This is a genomic window from Bradyrhizobium semiaridum (genome assembly GCF_020329505.1).
Lineage (GTDB): Bacteria > Pseudomonadota > Alphaproteobacteria > Rhizobiales > Xanthobacteraceae > Bradyrhizobium > Bradyrhizobium semiaridum.
In genome coordinates this window covers 1-18,497 of sequence record NZ_JAGKJJ010000043.1, presented here as the reverse complement: position 1 = coordinate 18,497, position 18,497 = coordinate 1, and the positions used below count along the sequence as shown (strand labels likewise).

Sequence of the window (18,497 nt, the reverse complement as noted above, 5' to 3'; positions counted from 1 at the left end):
AGAATTCGATTGTCTCTTAACCGGGATGCGCGGGGGGGCTGCGGGCGCAGGTGTAGCGCCGAGTCGGGACCGGACGGAATCATGAATTCGCGCGTATCGTGGAGTGTTGACGGCATCGATCCTTCCGTCCGCGAGAGGGCTGAGGCGGCGGCGCGCCGCGCCGGCATGTCGCTGAACGAATGGCTCAATTCCACCGTCGGCGAAGCGAGCCCGCCGGATTACCGGGCCGGCTACGAGCAGCAGCAACGGCCGCAGATGCCGAGCCGGGAAAGCCGCGAGGTCGCCGACATCCATCAGCGGCTCGACGCGATCACCCGCCAGATCGAACAGATTGCAAAGCCGGCGTCGCACGGTGAAGCCGTGCGTGCCGAGGTGCCGCGCGGCCAGCCCGCCGTCGCCCGGCAGCTCAACGACGCGATCTCGCGCCTCGATGCGCGGCTGTCGCAGATTTCGAAGCCGCAGCCGGTGCGCGAGGTGCAGCCTCAGTCCATGCGCGAGCCGCCGATGCAGGAGCGGCTGCGCCAAACCGAGATGGTCGAGCGCGCCGCCGCACAGGTCTATCGCGCCTCCCCGCCGCTGAGCCCGGCATCGTTCGACTATGCGATCGCCGAGATCTCCGCGCGGCAGAACGAACTCGACGAGCCCACACCGCGGCAGGCGCCCCCACGCGGCGCACCGCCGACGCAGCCGATGGGCGCCCATGCGCCACCCCCGCCATCCGCGCCCAACGGGCCGGATTTTTCTTCGCTCGAACGTCATCTGCTCAAGATCACGAGCCAGATCGAGGCGCTGCAACGGCCCGACCAGGTCGAGCAATCGATCGCGGCGTTCCGCGGCGAGCTTGCCGAGATCCGCCAGGCCATCACCGAGGCGATGCCGCGCCGGGCGATCGAATCGATCGAGAACGAGATCCGCTCGCTGCACCGCCGGATCGACGAGATCCGGCAGGAAGGCAGCAACGGCCATGGCCAGGCGATCGCCGGCATCGAGCGCGCCCTGTCCGAGATCCGCGAGGCGCTGCGCACGCTGACCCCGGCCGAGCAGCTCACCGGCTATGACGAGGCGATCCGCAATCTCGGCGCCAAGCTCGACACGATTTTGCGCGCCAACGACGATCCGTCGACGGTGCAGCAGCTCGAGAGCGCGATCGCGGCGCTGCGGGCCATCGTCTCCAACGTCGCTTCAAATGACGCGCTGCTGCGGCTGTCCGAAGACGTGCATGCGCTGTCGTCGAAAGTCGAGCAGCTGGCGCAGATGTCGCGCGGCGACACCGCAAGCGACGCCTTCGCCGTGCTGGAGCAGCGCATCGCCGCGCTTGCCTCGACATTGGAAGGCCGCCAGCCGCCAGCCGGCTACGAGAATACCGACGCGATCGAAGGCGCGGTGCGCGCGCTGTCGGATCGGATCGACCGCCTGCAGGTCGGCAACGACAGTTCCTCCGCATTCACCCATCTCGAACAGCGCGTGTCGTATCTGCTCGAACGCCTCGAGGCGACCGACCAGCGCACCAGCAATCTCGGCCGGGTGGAGGAAGGGCTGCATGACATCATGCGGCACCTCGAGGCCCAGCACGCCCACATCGCCTCGCTCGCCGACGCCACCCGCAGCATGGGCGGTTCGCCACAGCCGATGATGGACTCCGGCATCGTCGACATGGTCAAGCGCGAGCTGTCGGACATCCGTTTCAGCCAGTCGGAGACCGATCGCCGCACCCAGGATTCGCTGGAAACGGTTCACAACACGCTCGGCCATGTCGTCGATCGCCTCGCAATGATCGAGAACGATCTGCGCACGGTCCGGACGGCACCACCCGCGCCGGAGCCGCCGCCGGCGCAGTCGCGGATGGAGATGCCGCGCGCAGCAGCGCCTCAACCCAGCCAGGAGACATACAGGCCTGAGAGCTACCGGGGCGAATCGTACAAGCCCGACTCCTACAAGCCCGAGCTACCCAACCCGGCACAGGCGCAGGAGCACTTCGTCGCTGCCTCGCGCGAATTCCACGCCGCGCAGCCGAGCGTCGCCATGCCGCCGCCGCTGGCGCCCGCGACGCCGCGCGCGATCAGCGAGATCCTCGAGCCGCATACCGCGCCGGCGCGTCCCGCGCTCGCGCCCGAATTGCCGCCGGATCATCCGCTCGAGCCCGGCACCCGTCCCTCCGGGCGCGCGTCCACGCCGTCGGAGCGGATCGCCGCGTCCGAGAACGCGATCAGTGATCTGCCGGCCGGCAAGAAGGAACCGGTCTCGACCTCGAGCTTCATAGCCGCCGCGCGCCGCGCCGCCCAGGCCGCCGCCGCGCAGCCGGTCAACGAGAAGGCAGCGCGCGCCGCCGGCAAGGCTGCGGCGAAAGCCAAAGACAAGGCCGACAAGGCGGCGAAGGCCGCTGCGACCAAGGCCGCCGCGCCCGAGGAGGGTCAAGGCTCGACCATCACCTCGAAGATCCGCTCGCTGCTGGTCGGCGCGAGCGTGGTCGTGATCGTGCTCGGCGCGTTCAAGATGGCGATGAACATGCTCGATACCGGCAACCCGACATCGGCGCCGGCCATGGAAAGCAGCGAGCCCGCAATGGCTCCAACGCAGACGCCGACCGAGAATTTCACCCTGCCCGCGCCGGCAGCGCCGTCGCCGGCACCCGGCCCGTCGATGACCTCGCCGACCCCGCTCGACCGGCAGTCCAACAACACGCCGGCGCCGAACACGCTGTCCGGCGCGCAGGTCACGATCCCGCAGACGATCGCGCCCGCGGCGATGCCGACTGCCCCCGCGGCGGCTCCGGCCGCAGCGACGCCGGCCGTCAGCAATGACGTCACCGGCGCAATCCCGGTCGCGGTGGCGCCGCCGCTCGGCGGCAAGCTCGGCACGGTCCAGATTCCGGCCGGCGAGAAGCTGCCCGACGCGATCGGCGGACCGGTGCTGCGTGCCGCTGCGCTGAAGGGCGATGCCGGCGCGGCCTACGAGGTCGGCCTCCGCTTTGCCGAGGGCAAGGGCGTCCCCGCCAATCTCGACGAAGCCGCCAAATGGTATAGCCGCGCGGCGCAGGCCGGCGTGGTGCCCGCGATCTTCCGGCTCGGCACCTTCTACGAGAAGGGCCTCAGCGTGAAACGCGACTTCGACGTCGCGCGGCGCTATTACGTGCAGGCCGCCGAGCGCGGCAACGCCAAGGCGATGCATAACCTCGCTGTGCTCGACGCCGATGGCGGCGGCAAGGGCGCCGACTACAAGAGCGCGGCGCAGTGGTTCCGCAAGGCTGCCGACCGCGGCGTCGCCGACAGCCAGTTCAACCTCGGCATCCTCTATGCCCGCGGGATCGGCGTTGAACAGAACCTCGCCGAGTCCTTCAAGTGGTTCAGCCTGGCGGCCGCGCAGGGCGACGCCGATGCTGGCCACAAGCGCGACGATATCGCCAAGCGGCTCGACCCGCAGTCGCTGGCGGCGGCCAAGCTCGCGATCCAGACCTTCACCGCCGAGCCGCAGCCGAGCGATGCGATCGGCGTGCAGGTCCCGGCCGGCGGCTGGGACGGCGCCGCCGCCCAGCCCGCGGCCGCAAAGCCGGCCAGGCCCGCAGCGAAGCGAACCGCCGCGCTGACCCCCGCTCACTAAAGCGCGACGAGATTGCGCTTTAGTTGATTGTTTAAGAATGATCTTCTCGGAAGACCGCGTCGCACTTTTCCGGATCATTCTCCAAAGCGAAACCATCGCGGCGCCTTGCCGGCGTCGCGCTCCTATCCCTCCGCGCTTCCGCCGTGTAGAAACGGCCCCAGTGTTCCGGAGGATCAGGTTTGTCTGTCGATGATCGTCAGGATGATGGACCGGGCGTCCATCGTTCGTCGCCGACCGGGCCTCGGATTGCACCACGGCGCCTGCCGCCACGCGATCCGCCGCGCCCTGCGTCATCTCCGCTATGGAATACACCTTCCGGCGCCCCGGCGCGGCGCGCAACCTTCAGGCCGTCGTTCTGGTCAGTGATCATCTTTGTCCTGCTGCTGACCGGCATCGCCATTCCCGCCTACCGGGATCTGTCGCAGCCGGGCGCCTGGGATTTCTGGCGCGAGAGCTATGTCTCGGCGAGCATGACGTCGAGCGTGATTTCCGGCGCCGACATCGACGGATCGGGCCGCGGCCGTCGCGCGCTCGCGATCAACGGCAAGATCGGCTCGGCCAGCGCGAACTGGTTCCGCGACCGGCTCGATGAGGCACGCCTGTCGCCGGGCGATGCCGTGCTGCTGTCGTCGCAGGGCGGCGCGCTGGATCAGGCTGCGATCATGGGCGACGTCATCCGCGCACGCGGGCTGGTCACCGCGGTTGCCACCGCCGACGCATCGGGCAAGCTGCGCGCCGCCTATTGCGCCAGCGCCTGCGTCCTCGTCTATGCCGGCGGCAGGGAACGCTACGGCATCGAGGGCTCGCGGCTCGGTGTGCATCGTTTCACCACCGCGACCAAGGTGAGCGATCCCCTCGCCGAGGCCCAGCGCATCCAGGGCATGGTGCTGAGCTACATGACCAGGATGGGCGTGTCCTCGAAAATCATCGAGGCAATGTCGCAGACGTCCGATATCCGCTGGCTGAGCCCGAAGGAGGCGCTCGCGATGAACCTCATCACCAGGCCCGCCTCAGGCCGGTCCTGACGCCCGCAGCGCCGTCGTTAATCTGAATCATCAACCACGGTAGCGGCTGCGGCGAAAAAAGCCGCGGGAGGTGGATTCTTTAGTCCCTCCTCCCGCCGATTTCAGTTATGCAGGGACGCGGCAATCGGCCCGCGTTCGCGCAGCTTCCTTATGCGCCGACCGGATCGCTCTGCCGGAGAATGCCGACGAAGAACGACACCACGCCCGTGATGCGGCCCTGCGCCCAGCGTGCGGCGAACCGACAGAAGCGACGCGCGTGCAGCTCTACCTCCCGATCGCCGACATCCCGGTCAATGTCTTTCTCATCCTGGCGATGGGCGCGGCGGTCGGGTTCGTCTCCGGCATGTTCGGTATCGGCGGCGGCTTCCTGATGACGCCGCTTCTGATCTTCGTCGGCATCGCTCCCGCCGTCGCGGTCGCCTCGGTCGCCAGCCACATCGCGGCCTCGTCGTTTTCAGGCGCGATCTCGTATTGGCGAAGACGCGCGATCGATCCGCTGCTCGCGGCGGTGCTGCTGATAGGCGGCACGATCGGCACCGCGCTCGGCGTGTGGACCTTCACCTTGCTGCGTTCGCTCGGCCAGCTCGACCTGATGATCGCGCTGTCCTACGTCATCCTGCTGACCACGGTCGGCGGCCTGATGTTCTGGGAAGGCCTGCGCGCAATGCTGCGCGTCCGCCGCGGCGGCGCGGTCACGCTGCGCAAGCCCGGCAGCCATGGCTGGGTCCACGGCCTGCCGCTGAAGGTGCGCTTCAAGCGCTCCAAGATCTACCTCTCGGTCATTCCGGTCGTCATGGTCGGCCTCGCGATCGGCTTCATCGGCGCCGTGATGGGCATCGGCGGCGGCTTCATCCTGGTGCCCCTGATGATCTATTTGTTGCGGGTGCCGACCTCGACCGTGATCGGCACCTCGATGGTACTGACCCTCGTCACCATGGTGTTCGCCACCATGCTGCATGCCGTGACCAACCATCTGGTTGACGCCGTGCTGGCGCTGATCCTGATGGTCGGCGGCGTCACCGGCGCGCAGTTCGGGGCGCGCGCGGGCCAGAAGATCCGCGGTGAGCATCTGCGCCTCCTGCTCGGTCTACTGGTGCTCGCGGTCGGCATCCGTTTCGCGGTGGAACTCGTGATCCGGCCGCAGGATCTCTTCAGCATCCGCGAGAGCGGCGGCGGGGGCCCGCCATGAGGCTGCGCAGGCTGCTCGCAAACACACTTGCGACCCTGGGCCTGGTTGCCGCGACCTCTGCTGCGACGCCGGGGTGGGCCGAGCGGCTGATCGTGTCGGTCTCCAACCACCGCGTCACGGTGACGCCGAACTATTCCGGCGGCGAGCTCGTGCTGTTCGGCTCGGTCGAGAAGGACGACAAGACGCTGCCGCATCAGGGCAGCTACGATCTCGTCGTGACCGTCTCCGGCCCGCGCGCCGACATGGTGACCCGGCGCAAGGAACGCAAATTCGGCATCTGGATCAACACCGATTCGCGCCAATTCCTCCAGGTGCCGGGCTATCTCGCGCTGTTCTCCAACCGTCCGTTCGATCAGATCGCCTCTCCCGAGGTGCAGCGCCGCCAGCAGCTCGGGCTCAACAACGTGCTGCTGATGCAGCGCGTCGGCCCGGACTATGGCGACGTGGTGCCGAACGACCCGTTCCGCAGCGCCTTCGTCCGGCTGCGCACCGAGCACGGCCTCTATCGCGAGGCGACCTCCGCCGTGACGTTCCTGACGCCGACCTTGTTTCGCACCGGCATCCCGCTGCCGGCCGAGGTGCCGATCGGCACCTACAATGTCGAGATCAAGCTGTTCGCCGACGGCGCGCTGGTGACCAAGGCCGATACCGCATTTGAAATCGTCAAGGTCGGCTTCGAGCAGTTCGTCGCCACCACCGCGCGGCAGAACGGCTTTGTCTATGGCCTCGTCACGGCCTTCATGGCGCTGATGACCGGCTGGATGGCCTCGATCGTGTTCCGCAAGGATTGAAGACGCCTGCGTAGGTTGGGTGGAGCGAAGCGATACTCAACCTCGAGCGTCGCGTCGCTTCGCTCCAACCATTCTACAAGAGCTGCATGACTCCCATCGCAAGCACGCTGAGCGCCATCGCGGCGGTGGCGAGCCAGCCGAGCCAATAGAGCCACCCGCCGATCGCGAAGCGGCCCATGATGTCGCTGCGGCGCGCCATCAGCATCAGCAGCGCCATCACAGGCACGGCGAGCACGCCATTGACCACCGCGCTCCAATACAGCGCCGAGATCGGATTGATCGGCGTGAAGTTGAGCGCGATGCCGATCCCGCCCGACAGCGCCAGCACCGAATAGAACGCCACCGCCTCGTTCGGCTTGCGCGTCAGCCCGACCGGCCATCGCCGTGCCTCGCCGACGGCGTAGGCGGTTGCCCCGGCGAGTACGGGGATCGCCAGCAGGCCTGTCCCGACGATGCCGAGCGCAAAGATCGCCTCGGCGAACGGCCCGGCGATCGGACGCAACGCCTCGGCGGCCTGTGCCGAGGTCTGGATGTCGGTCTTGCCGGACGCGTGCAGCGAGGCCGCGGCGGTGACGATGATCGACAGTGCGATCAGGTTGGAGAACGCCATGCCGGTGACGGTGTCGGCGCGGATCCGGGAGAATTCCCGCCGCGCGCCGTAGTGCCGCACGATCAGCGGATGCTTGGTGGCATCGACGCGCTGCTCGTCTGCCTCCTGCGCGGCCTGCCAGAAGAAAAGATAGGGCGAGATCGTGGTGCCGAGGATCGCGACGATGGTCGTGAGATAATCCGCGCTCCAGGCGATGCGCGGCACCAGCACGCCGGCGAGAGCCTCGCCCCACGACACCTTGGCGCAGGCGAGCGCCGCGACATAGGCGAACAGGCTGAGAGTCAGCCATTTCAGCACCGCGACGTAACGCTTGTAGTTCATGAAGACCTGCGCGGCCACGGAGGTCACGCCGAACAGCACGACGTAGAGGATCGCCGGACCGCCGACCAACAGCCGCGATGCATCGGCCATTGCCGACAGGTCGGCCGCGATGTTGATGGTGTTGGCGACAAACAGCAGCGTCACCACCATGACCAGCAGCCAGCGCGGATAGTGCCGGCAGACATTGCCCGAGATGCCGCGCCCGGTGACGCGGCCGACCCGCGCGCAAATCTCCTGGATCGCCGACATCAGCGGGAAGGTCACGAGCATGGTCCAGCCGATGCCGTAGCCAAGCTGTGCGCCGGCCTGGCTGTAGGTGCCGATCCCCGAGGGATCATCGTCGGACGCGCCGGTGATCAGGCCGGGGCCGAGCGTCTTCAGGGTGCGGCCAAAGCTGAACCGCCGGCGCCGCCCCTTGCCGTGCGGCGCATACTCACACTTGTCCTCTCGCGAGATCGTCTCTTGCCGCGTCATGTCCGGTTCCAGCCCTCGCGACAACGAGCCGGACATGACCAAGGTTCCTCGACGAAACCTATGGCGCGATGACGGTCGCAACCCCGGGCTCGAGGACGCGCAGGCGGCGGCCGAAGCCGAGCGTGTCGAAGGATTTCCTGAGATCATCGGCACTCTGGCGGAAATGCGCCCAGCCGTCGGTATGAACCGGCACGATCATGGCATCCGCAAACGCGCGCGCGGTCTCGATCGTGTCGTTGGTGTCCATGGTGAGATGGAACGGCCCGCGAGTCTGTGCCGCGCCGGCGAACGGCAGCACCACGCCGCAGTTGAAGCGCCGCGCCACCTCGGCAACGCCATCGAACCAGGTGGTGTCGCCGCTGATATAGACCGGACGGCTGCCTGCCTTCGATTCCACGACAAAGCCGATGACGTCGCCCGACAGCGGCTCGATCCCGGCCGGTCCGTGCCGCGCCGGCGTCGCGGTGACCGTCAGCATTCTGCCGCCCTTCTTCAACTCGGTCGATGCCCACGGCGCAAAACCCTCGGCATTGCCGCCGAGCCGCTTGGCGCCCGCCTCGGTGGTCAGCACGCGCTTTGCCTTGCTGAGGAAATCGCGGCCCGAATGGTCGAGATTGTCCGAATGCTGGTCGTGGCTCAGCAGCACCGCATCGATCTCGCCGACATCGCGCGCGCTGAGCGCGGGTCCGGTCAGTTTCTCCAGCTTCACATGCGGCAATTGATAGTCGCCGGGAGCATCGAAGGTCGGATCGGTAAGCAGGCGGAACCCGTCGATCTCAATCAACGCCGTAGGGCCGCCGACCAGGGTGATGGTGATGCTCATGTCACACTCCTTTGGGTGATGCAGCGGCCGCAGCCGGGCGGGTCACCAGATAAATGCCGAGGGCGACCGGAACGATCCCGAGCAGGTCGCGGAATTCGACATGCTCACCGAGCACGAGGAACGCGAACAGCATGCCGAGCGGCGGCATCAGGAAGTGATAGGCGCTCGCAGCGGTGGCGCCACACACTTTCAGAAGATGAAACCAGAGCAGATAGGCGAGGATCGAGCCGCCCAGCACCAGGAAGGCGAAGGCGCCGACGAGCCGCATGCTCGGCACGATCTCAGTGACACTGGACAGCGTGAAGGCGAACGGCATCACGGCAAGGCCGCCGGCGATGTTCTGGATGCCGTTGCCGATCCACAGACTGCCCTTCGGCGACAACAATTTGAACAGGATGGTTCCGGCGACGATCGAGGCCAGCGAGGCCAGCGTGAACAGGATGCCGTGCGGATCATCGGTTCCGACCGACATGCGGTGCCAGACGATGAGGGCAACGCCGGCGATGCCGAGCACGAGGCCGACGACCTTGCGCAAGGTCAGGCTCTCGCCGAGGAACACCGCGGCCAGCACGGCGGTGAACACCGGATTGGCCGAAACGATCAGGCCGCCAAGGCCGGCGGAGACGGTCTTCAGGCCGGTGTAGCCGAGACCGAGATAGAGCGCGTTGTTGGCGACGCCGAGCACGGCGAATACCGCCGCATCGCGCCAGCTGAGATTCCATTCGTCCCGGCGCAGCAGCGAGATGGCGAGAATCAGGATGCCGGCCAGCGAAAAGCGCGCGGCGAGCAGGATCAGCGGCGGGCAATCGGTGACGCCGATCTTGCCGGCGACGAAGGCATAGCTCCAGAGCAGGCAGAACAGGGCGATCAGGAACGGCAGCGTGTTGAAGCGGGCTCGGGGGACGGCCAGCGAGGATACGGTCGACATGGGAAGGTTCTCCTTCGCCCATGATCTAGGCCCGCGCCTTGATATTTGGAAATTAAATGATAAACTGGAATCCAGTTGATTTCTTAATGGAGGCTGCCATGCTCGACCTGGAGCTGTTGCGCAGTTTCGTCTCGGTGGTCGATGCCGGGGGCTTCACCCGCGCCGGGGAGCGCGTCCACCGCACCCAATCGACGGTGAGCCAGCAGATCAAGCGGCTGGAGGAGGATGTCGGCCAGCCGCTCTTGATCCGCAGCGGCAAGGATGTGACCCCGACGGAAGCCGGCGAGCGGCTGTTGTCCTATGCGCGGCGGCTGCTGGCGCTTGCCGAAGAGGCGCGCGACGTGGTCTCGCAGCCGGGCAATCAGGGTGCGATCCGGCTCGGGGTACCCGAGGATTTCGCTGCGTTCCGGCTGGCAAAGGTGCTGGCCGGCTTCTCGCGCTCACATCCCACGCTGCGACTCGACGTGCGGACCGACCAGAGCACCCAGCTCCGGCGCGACCTCGAGCGCGGCGAGCTCGATCTCGCGCTCTTCAAGCGCCCGGCCGGCGAGAAAGGCGGCATCGCCGCATGGCCCGAGCGGGTGCATTGGGTGACCAGCAAGCAGCATCCGCGCGACACCACCACCGGCTCGGTGCCGCTGATCGGTTTCCCGCTCGGCTGCCTCTACCGCGCCGGTGCGATCCACGCGCTGGAGAGCGCGGGGCGCAGCTGGCACATGGCCTACACCTCGTCGAACCTGTCGGGGATCCAGGCCGCGATCGCAGCGGGCATGGGGCTCAGCATCCTGTCCGAAATGGCGATCCAGGCCGATCACCGCGTGCTGACGGCAAAGGACGGTTTTGCACCGATCGACAAGACCGAGGTCGCGCTGGTCGCAGCCCCCGATGCCAGTCCCGCGACGCTGCGGCTGGCGGAACGGCTAGCGGAGTTTTGCGAGAGCGTGCAGCCGAAGGCGGCGTAGGCCGCCGTCATTCCGGGGCGCGCGCAGCACGAGCCCCGGAATGACGATGAGGGTTCAATAACACCGCGAGGCGGCAAACGCGTGGACGCGGTTGTCGCCGAGCACGTGGACCATGAATGTCGACGCTCCAAAAACCCTTGCAAACGCAGCGTCGCGGATGCTGAGGCCGCCGGTGTAGGCGCCGAACGCCGGCATCACAGCGCGCTCGCCGTCGCTGGCAAAGCAACGGCGCTCGATCGAGCGGCCGCGGGTCGGCACGCGGGCCTTGGGATGCAGATGGCCGGCGATCTCGCCGCTCCTCCCGGTCGGCTCGTGGTGGAACACGATCGGGCCAATCGCGACTTCCGTTGCGACCACGCCGCCGAGATCGGACGGCAGCGCCGGGTCGTGATTACCGGAAATCCAGATCCAGCTGCGCCGCGCCTGCAACGCGGCGAGCACCTCGCGATCCGCCTCCGACAGCCGCTCATGCGCGGTACGATCATGAAAGCTGTCGCCGAGCGCAATCACCTGCCGCGGGTCGTGCCGCGCGATCACGGCGGCGAGCCGGCTCAGCGTCGCCACGGTATCGTAGGGCGGCAGCAGCACGCCGCGGCTGGCGAAGCTTGAGCCCTTCTCCAGATGCAGGTCGGAGACGATAAGAAGACGCTGCTCTTCCCAGAACAGCGCGCCGGAACAATCGGCGAGGAAGCCGACATCCGCCACCGTGACCCTCGAAACGCGCATGTCGTCACTCGTCTCCGAAGCCAGCGCGCCTGCCGTCACATTCTCTTCCCAGCTTTATGTCATCGCCTCCCGCACGAGTTCCTCGGCCGCTTCGGCCAGGAGTTCGTCGGATGCTTCGCCATAAACTGACTCGCGGCCGATTTCCAGCAGCGCGGGGACGGCAAGCGGAGAAACGTGGTCAAGGTCCTTGTGGGTGATTCGGCCGTGGATGCGCGACAGCATGTCGCCAAGACGGCGGAGATCAAGCAATCCCGTGGCGGCATCACCGCGCGCGGCGCGCAGCAGCACGTGGTCGGCCTGGTGCTTGCGCAGCACGTCATAGATCAGATCGGTCGAGAACAGCACCTGGCGGCGCGACTTCTCTTCGTCGGTGAAGCGGCGTGCGATCAGGCCGGAGATGATGGCGCAGTTGCGGAAGGTGCGCTTCATCAGCGCGGATTCCGCCAGCCACGCCTCTAGGTCGTCGCCGAGCATGTCGGGATCGAACAGCGCGTTGAGGTCGAGCCTGCCCTGCCGGATCATGGAAGGCACGTCGCTCACACACCAGATCGCCAGCGCATATTCATTGGCAACGAAACCGAGCGGCCGGGCGCGGGCGCGTTCCAGCCGCCGCGTCAGCAGCATGCCGAGGGTCTGGTGCGCAAGGCGGCCCTCGAACGGATAGCAGATCAAATAATGCTTGCCGCCGCGCGGAAAGGTTTCGACCAGCAGCTCGCGCAGAGCCGGCACGCGCGAAAACCGCTTTTGCAGCGACAGCCAGTCGTGCACCTGATCCGGCAGCGCATTCCAGGCGCGGCTGTTGTCGAGCAGATTGCGGACGCGCTCGGCGAGATAGGTCGACAGCGGGAACTTGCCGCCCATATAGGACGGCACTTTGGCGTCCTTGTCGTTGGCGCGGGAGACATAAACCTGGTCCTCGACCAGCGCCTCGTAACGCACCACCTCGCCGCCGAACACGAAGGTGTCGCCGACCACGAGACCCTCGATGAAGACTTCCTCGATCTCCCCTAACATGCGGCCGCCGCGTGCGATCGCTCCGGTCGATCCGCTGCCGCCGGCGCGCGAACGCACCAGCCGGACTTTCAGCATGGTCTCTTCGACGATGGTGCCGACGTTGAGGCGGTAGCTCTGCCGCACCTTGGGATTGGCGACGCGCCAGCGGCCATTCTTGTCTTGCTTGATGCGGGCGAACCGCTCATAGGTCTTCAGCGCGTAGCCGCCGGTTGCAACGAAGTCGACAACGTCGTCGAAATCGGTGCGCGACAGCGCGGCATAAGGCGCTGCGGTCCTGACCTCGGCGTAGAGCTCGTCGGAAAAAAACGGTTCGCCGCAGGCGCAGCCGAGCACGTGCTGGGCCAGCACATCGAGCGCGCCGGAGCGCAAGGGCGGCGTGTCCTGCGCATTTTCCGCGATGGCGTCGATCGCGACGCGGCACTCCAGCACCTCGAAGCGGTTGGCCGGCACCAGCACGGCGCGCGAGGCCTCATCGAAACGATGGTTGGCGCGGCCGATCCGCTGCATCAGCCGCGACGAGCCTTTTGGCGCGCCGATATTGATGACGAGGTCGACATCGCCCCAGTCGACGCCGAGATCGAGCGAGGAGGTGCAGACCACGCCGCGCAGCTTGCCGGCAGCCATCGCATCCTCGACCTTGCGGCGCTGCGCGACGTCGAGCGAACCGTGATGCAGCGCGATCGCCAGGCCATCATCGTTCATGCGCCAGAGATCCTGGAACAGCATCTCGGCCTGGCTGCGGGTGTTGACGAACACCAGCGTGGTCTTGTTTCGCTTGATCAGCTCGTAGACCTCGGGCAGCGCATGGCGCGCGCTGTGGCCGGACCACGGCAGCCGCTCGCGCGTGTCGAGCATCTCGACGAGAGGCGGCGCGGCGCCGCCGGCGATGACGACATCGGCCGATGCGGACTGCCCGCCCGGCTGCGGCACCAGGAAGCGGGCAAGCTGCTCCGGATCGGCGACGGTCGCCGACAGCCCGATCGCGCGCATCTGCGGCGCGATGGTCCACAGCCGGGCGAGGCCAAGCGACAGCAGGTCGCCGCGCTTCGATGTCACCAAGGCGTGCAGCTCGTCGAGCACGATGCGCTTCAGCGACGAAAACAGATAGGGCGCATCGTCGGACGCCAGCAGCAGCGCCAGTTGCTCCGGCGTGGTCAGCAAGATGTCCGGCGGATAACGCCGCTGCCGCTGCCGCCGCGACACGGGCGTATCGCCGGTGCGCGTCTCGATCCTGATCGGCAGCCCCATCTCGGCAACCGGTGTCTCGAGGTTGCGCGCGATGTCGACGGCGAGCGCCTTCAGCGGCGAGATGTAGAGCGTGTGCAGCCCGCCGCTGCGACGGACCGAGCGGCCGGTAGAGATGAGGCTGGGACGAGGCTGTTCGACGACCGCATCTTCACCGCCTGCGAGCTGATCGGACTCCCTCCCCCTGAAAGGGCGAGGGCTGGGCTGGGGGTCAGCCGTCTGCTCCGAGCCCGCGGCTGAGCCCCACCCGTCCCGCCCGGTTGCGCTGTCGCGCCCCCGGGCGTGCCGACCTCCCCCTTTCAGGGGGAGGTGAGAATCCTTGCGGCCGGGTGTTTCGCCCGACAACTCCACCAGCGTCGGCAAGAACCCCGCCAGCGTCTTGCCGGCACCAGTGGGCGCGATCAGCAGCGCGGATCGCTGCTCACGCGCCTTCGCCAGCAGCGCGAGCTGATGCTCGCGCGGCGCCCAGCCGCGCGAGGCGAACCAGTCGCGAAACCGGCGCGGCAACAGATCGGCCGCCTCGGACGGCGTGACGGAGAAGAGATCGAGCGTCGACACGCTCCAGAGGTAAGTGGTTCAGGCGGGTTCGTCGAGGGCCGGCAGAAATGGCGGCAGGTGGCAGGGGGCAGGGGGCATCCTTTGCTCGAGATCCTCCACGCGAAGCGCCTTTGAAGTCACCTCGCCCCGCTTGCGGGGAGAGGTCGTATCGCATCGCCAGACGCGATCCGGGTGAGGGGTACGGGTCGCGCAGCTTGCACCGCCTAGTGGAGAGATGGCCCTCCCCCCCCCCTCTCCCCGCGAAGAGCGGGGCGAGGGAGACGCGAGCGCGCGCCCGTCTACTCCGTCACCGGCTTGTCGGAGATATCCCAATCCTTGCCGTTGAAGATCGAGATGTAGAGCGTCTTCATCGGCGTGTAGTCCTCTTGCGTGTAGCTGTAGTTGATGCCGTCGAGGAAGTAGGGCGAGTGGAAGCCGGCCAGCGTCGTGGCGTGCCTCAGCACATTGGCGCGGGTCAGATCGTCACCGCAGCGGCGCAGTATCTCGGCCATGGTCGCGACCTGGCCATAGCCGGCGAAGGCAATGGTGTTGTCGGGGTCGATGTTCGGCAGATATTTCTTGCGCAGCTCCTCGAACGCGACGACGTCGGGGTCCTTCTCGAAGCGCGGCACGCCGACTTCCTTGGCATAGCGGATCGCGACGATGTCCTTGGCGTTCTCGAAGCCGGCGGCGCTGAGGATCGAGCGGCCGGTCGAGCCCGCCGACAACAGCTGCAACGGCTTCCAGCCGAGCTCGGCGACCTTACGGATCGATTGCGACGTCGCCTTGCCGGTGCTGATATTGTAAAACACGTCGGCGCCCGACTTCGAGAGATTGATCAGCTGGGAATCGACCGTCGGATCGGTGAGATCATAGGTCTGCTCCATGATCACCGACGCCTTGCCGCCGGCATCGGCGAGCACCTTCTTGAACGGACCGAGGAAGTCGCGGCCGAAATCGTCGTTCTGGTAGAGGATGCCGATCTTGGCGTTCGGCCTCACGCTGACGACGTGCTTGGCGAGGATGCGCGCCTCGGTCGGATAGAGCGGCAGGCCCGCCATGGTCCATTTGAAGTTCTTCGGATCATTCCACTTCGAGGCACCGGTGTTGAGCAGCAGCTGCGGCACGCCCTTGGAGTTGAGGTATTTGTGCACGGCGGTCTGCGGCGCGGTGCCGAGCGAGCCGTAGAGCGCCAGGACTTCCTCCTGCTCGACCAGGCGGCGGGTCGCCTCGACGCATTTCGGTGCACTGTAGGCGTCGTCCATGGTGAGGAATTTCACCTTGCGGCCGTTGATGCCGCCCTTCTCATTCAGCATCTGGAAATAGGCTTCGCCGACGCGACCGAGCACGCCATAGAGCGAGCCGGGCCCGGAATGCGGCACGGTCTGGCCGAGCTTGATCTCGGTGTCGCTGGCGCCAGGATCGTATTTCTTCTCCGCGGCCCAGACGAATGGTGCGGGCAACACGGAGGCGGCGATGGCTGACAATGCGGTGACGCCGAACTCGCGGCGAGTATGCTTTTTCATTGTTTCTCTCCCTGGAACGCAAGCTGTCGCATTCCGTCTTGCGCCGGGCAAGTATGAAGTCGCGGCTTTGCGGCGCAATGCCGCGCGACGGCGCGCGCGTAGCGTCTAGACTCAAGTTTTTCCCTTCTCCCCTTGTGGGAGAAGGGAAGAAGGGACTCACGGCTTCGTTGCGACCACGACAAGTCCGGGAGCCGGAATATTGTCTTCGTTGCGGGCCGAGAGATCTTCCAGCAGCGCCAATGTCAGCCCCGCGGCAGCCACGCACGCGCGCACATACGATGCGCTGTGAGCGTAGCGCAGCCCGTCGCCGACGATGACGTCTTCGCCGTCATGGGTCTCGGTCGTGAAGGCGAGCACGCCGCCGTCGACCAGCACGCGCTTCGCTTCGTTGAGCACCGGCGCGAGATCGGCGACGTAGACCATTGCGTCCGCGGCGAGGATCAATTCGGCGCTGGCATCGGGCTTGGTCGCAATGCCCTTCAGCATGTCGTCCACTTCGAGCTCGGCATAGAAGCCCGTGGCGCGCGATTTCTCGATCATGCGCGGCGACAGGTCGATGCCGATGAAGCGGTCGACGTGCTGGGCGAAGGCACCGGCGGCAAGACCGGTGCCGCAGCCAAGATCGATCGCGCGCTTGAAGAATGCCGGCTTCCTCGCCGACGCCCGCACCGACAGCACCGCCTTGAACAGCAGCGCCGGGCCGCGATAGCCGAGATCGCCGACCAGGGCGGCCTCGAAGCGCGGCGCATATTGGTCGAACAGTGTCTGCACATAGGCCGGCGGCATCGCCGCGACGGCCTCGGCGCCGAGCTGCATCAGACGCAGGCTGGCGCCGTGCCGGTCTTCGGGATCGGCCTCGCGCGCGGCACGGAGTGCTGCGACTGCGGCCTCGTGCTGGCCGAGCTGGCGGCGAATTTCACCCAGCGCGAACCAGGCCGAAGCGAAGTTGGGCGCCAGCTCGATCGCCTGTTCGAGCAACTCGGCGGCGGCCGGCAGATCGCCCTTCAATTGCAGGTCGCGCGCGAACTCGTAGCGGCGGTCGGCGACGAGATCGCCGGAGGACAGGAACAGGCGGGCGGGCATTCTGTCTTAAGGAACCGGTTGTCGCGGCCGGCTTCGGCCGTGAAAGGCGGAACTCTTTCCGAAGATGGATGCGCCGGTCAAGCCTGCGCATCGCATGACGGCTAAACATCGCGGACCGAGCGCCTATATTGGGACAATGCGTCCGCAAGACATCCTGATCCCCGTGCCGGCCGGCCTCTGCTGCAAGCCAGGCGGCTTTCATATCGACCCGGTCAAGCCGGTCGAGCGGGCGCTGATCACCCACGGCCATTCCGACCATGCCCGGCCCGGTCACGGCGCGGTGCTTGCCACGCAAGAAACGCTCGACATGATGCGGCTGCGCTATGGCGACGAATTCGCCGGCTCGACGCAGGCCGTTGCCTACGGCGAGGAAATCAGGCTCGGCGACGTCACCGTGACCTTTCATCCTGCGGGCCATGTGCTGGGCTCGGCGCAGATCGCGGTGACCTGCAAGGATACGCGCATCGTCGCCTCCGGCGACTACAAGGACGCGCGCGATCCGACCTGCGCGCCGTTCGAGCTGGTGCCGTGCGACATCTTCATCACCGAGGCGACGTTTGGGCTGCCCGTGTTCCGCCATGGCGACGCCGCCGATGAGGTGAAGAAGCTGCTGGCCTCCGTAAAGCTGTTTCCGGAGCGTGCGCATCTGGTCGGCGCCTACTCGCTCGGCAAGGCGCAGCGCGTGATCGCGCTGCTGCGCGAAGCGGGCTTTGACGCGCCGATCCATCTGCATGGCGCGATGGAGAAGATCACATACTATTATCAAGAACGCGGCATCCCGCTCGGCGAGCTGAGGCCCGTGCGCGGCATGAAGAAGGCTGAGCTCGCCGGCACCATCACGCTGGCGCCGCCGAGCGCGACATCTGATGTCTGGACTCGGCGCTTTCCCGATCCGGTCACCGCCTTCGCCTCGGGCTGGATGCGGGTGCGCGCCCGCGCCCGGCAAGGCGGCGTCGAGCTGCCGCTGGTGATCTCGGATCATGCCGATTGGGACGGGCTGACCGCGACGATTGCCGCCACCGGCGCCGGCGAGATCTGGGTCACCCACGGCCAGGAAGACGCGCTGGTGCATTGGTGCAAGACCAAGGGCCTTGCAGCACGGCCGCTCGATCTGGTCGGCTATGGCGATGAAGACGAAGGCGAGACCGCGGCGCTCATCGGCGAGGCCCAGCCCGCCGGCGGCGCCAGCAGCGGCGAGACCACGGCATGAACCGCTTTGCCGAACTGCTCGACCGCCTCGCCTACGAGCCCGGCCGCAACAACAAGATCAAGCTGCTGGTCGCCTATTTCCGCGACACCGAGGATCCCGATCGCGGCTATGCGCTGGCGGCGCTAACCGGCGCGCTATCGTTCAAGCATGCAAAACCCGGATTGATCCGCGATTTGATCACCGAGCGCGCCGATCCGGTGCTGTTCGGGTATTCGTATGATTATGTCGGCGATCTTTCGGAGACCGTGGCGCTGATGTGGCCGAAATCTTCAGGCGTGCATCACAACGAGTCTTTGCTGGGTGACCCCTCTCCCCCGCCCTCCCCCGCAAGGGATGAGGGAGCCCAACCATCGCGCTCACCTCACGGCGATGGTGAGGGACGCCACGGTAGACAGGCTCCCTCCCCCCTTGCGGGGGAGGGTTGGGGAGAGGGGTA

13 protein-coding genes and 1 pseudogene are annotated in these 18,497 nt (G+C 66.9%); 7 read left to right on the top strand and 7 right to left on the bottom strand.

The window, feature by feature from the left end; genetic code table 11:
* Window positions 1–81 precede the first annotated feature (81 nt).
* From J6500_RS29570 to J6500_RS29555, 4 genes are all read left to right on the top strand, one after another.
* Window positions 82–3,597, top strand: coding sequence for a tetratricopeptide repeat protein (locus tag J6500_RS29570; RefSeq protein WP_225716235.1), 3,516 nt, complete (start codon window positions 82–84; stop codon window positions 3,595–3,597).
* Between the two features lie 362 nt (window positions 3,598–3,959).
* Window positions 3,960–4,622 carry a COG3904 family protein gene (locus J6500_RS29565; RefSeq protein ID WP_312018250.1) on the top strand — a complete coding sequence of 221 codons (663 nt, stop codon included), beginning with the start codon at window positions 3,960–3,962 and terminating at the stop codon, window positions 4,620–4,622.
* Window positions 4,623–4,878: 256 nt separating this feature from the next.
* Window positions 4,879–5,811: a sulfite exporter TauE/SafE family protein gene (locus J6500_RS29560; RefSeq protein ID WP_225716233.1), complete on the top strand. Its 933-nt coding sequence runs from the start codon at window positions 4,879–4,881 to the stop codon at window positions 5,809–5,811.
* Window positions 5,808–6,602, top strand: coding sequence for a TIGR02186 family protein (locus tag J6500_RS29555; RefSeq protein WP_225716232.1), 795 nt, complete (start codon window positions 5,808–5,810; stop codon window positions 6,600–6,602). Before J6500_RS29560 ends, J6500_RS29555 begins: the two co-directional genes overlap by 4 nt.
* Window positions 6,603–6,675: 73 nt before the next feature.
* Here J6500_RS29555 and J6500_RS29550 read toward each other — a convergent pair whose 3' ends face one another.
* The 3 genes from J6500_RS29550 to J6500_RS29540 are packed head-to-tail and all read right to left on the bottom strand — an operon-like array spanning window position 6,676 to window position 9,758.
* Complete coding sequence (locus J6500_RS29550; protein ID WP_225716231.1) at window positions 6,676–8,007, bottom strand: NRAMP family divalent metal transporter; 1,332 nt, start codon at window positions 8,005–8,007, stop codon at window positions 6,676–6,678.
* Between the two features lie 58 nt (window positions 8,008–8,065).
* Window positions 8,066–8,830: an MBL fold metallo-hydrolase gene (locus J6500_RS29545; protein WP_225716230.1), complete on the bottom strand. Its 765-nt coding sequence runs from the start codon at window positions 8,828–8,830 to the stop codon at window positions 8,066–8,068.
* Window position 8,831: 1 nt separating this feature from the next.
* Window positions 8,832–9,758 (bottom strand): DMT family transporter, encoded by a 927-nt coding sequence (locus J6500_RS29540; RefSeq protein ID WP_225716229.1) that lies wholly within the window; start codon window positions 9,756–9,758, stop codon window positions 8,832–8,834.
* Window positions 9,759–9,856: 98 nt separating this feature from the next.
* On the opposite strand from J6500_RS29540, the gene J6500_RS29535 reads away from it, so the two are divergent.
* Window positions 9,857–10,720, top strand: coding sequence for a LysR family transcriptional regulator (locus tag J6500_RS29535; protein WP_225716228.1), 864 nt, complete (start codon window positions 9,857–9,859; stop codon window positions 10,718–10,720).
* Window positions 10,721–10,774: 54 nt separating this feature from the next.
* Here the strand turns inward: J6500_RS29535 and pdeM are convergent, their stop codons facing one another.
* From pdeM to J6500_RS29515, 4 genes are all read right to left on the bottom strand, one after another.
* Window positions 10,775–11,446, bottom strand: a complete 672-nt coding sequence (pdeM, locus tag J6500_RS29530; RefSeq protein ID WP_225716227.1) for a ligase-associated DNA damage response endonuclease PdeM — start codon at window positions 11,444–11,446, stop codon at window positions 10,775–10,777.
* A gap of 54 nt (window positions 11,447–11,500) precedes the next feature.
* Window positions 11,501–14,263, bottom strand: a complete 2,763-nt coding sequence (locus J6500_RS29525; protein WP_225716226.1) for a ligase-associated DNA damage response DEXH box helicase — start codon at window positions 14,261–14,263, stop codon at window positions 11,501–11,503.
* Window positions 14,264–14,541: 278 nt separating this feature from the next.
* The gene (locus J6500_RS29520; protein WP_225716225.1) at window positions 14,542–15,768 is read right to left on the bottom strand and encodes an ABC transporter substrate-binding protein; all 1,227 of its coding nucleotides are present in this window, start codon (window positions 15,766–15,768) and stop codon (window positions 14,542–14,544) included.
* 156 nt (window positions 15,769–15,924) lie between these two features.
* Entirely contained in the window at window positions 15,925–16,851 is a 927-nt protein-coding gene (locus J6500_RS29515; protein WP_225716224.1) for a class I SAM-dependent DNA methyltransferase, read from the bottom strand.
* A 136-nt stretch (window positions 16,852–16,987) separates the two neighbouring features.
* Here J6500_RS29515 and J6500_RS29510 point away from each other — a divergent pair, with 136 nt between their 5' ends.
* Window positions 16,988–18,061: a ligase-associated DNA damage response exonuclease gene (locus J6500_RS29510; protein ID WP_225716223.1), complete on the top strand. Its 1,074-nt coding sequence runs from the start codon at window positions 16,988–16,990 to the stop codon at window positions 18,059–18,061.
* Window positions 18,058–18,497, top strand: a pseudogene (locus J6500_RS29505) (ATP-dependent DNA ligase); the annotation flags it as partial. The gene J6500_RS29510 and the pseudogene J6500_RS29505, both read left to right, overlap by 4 nt.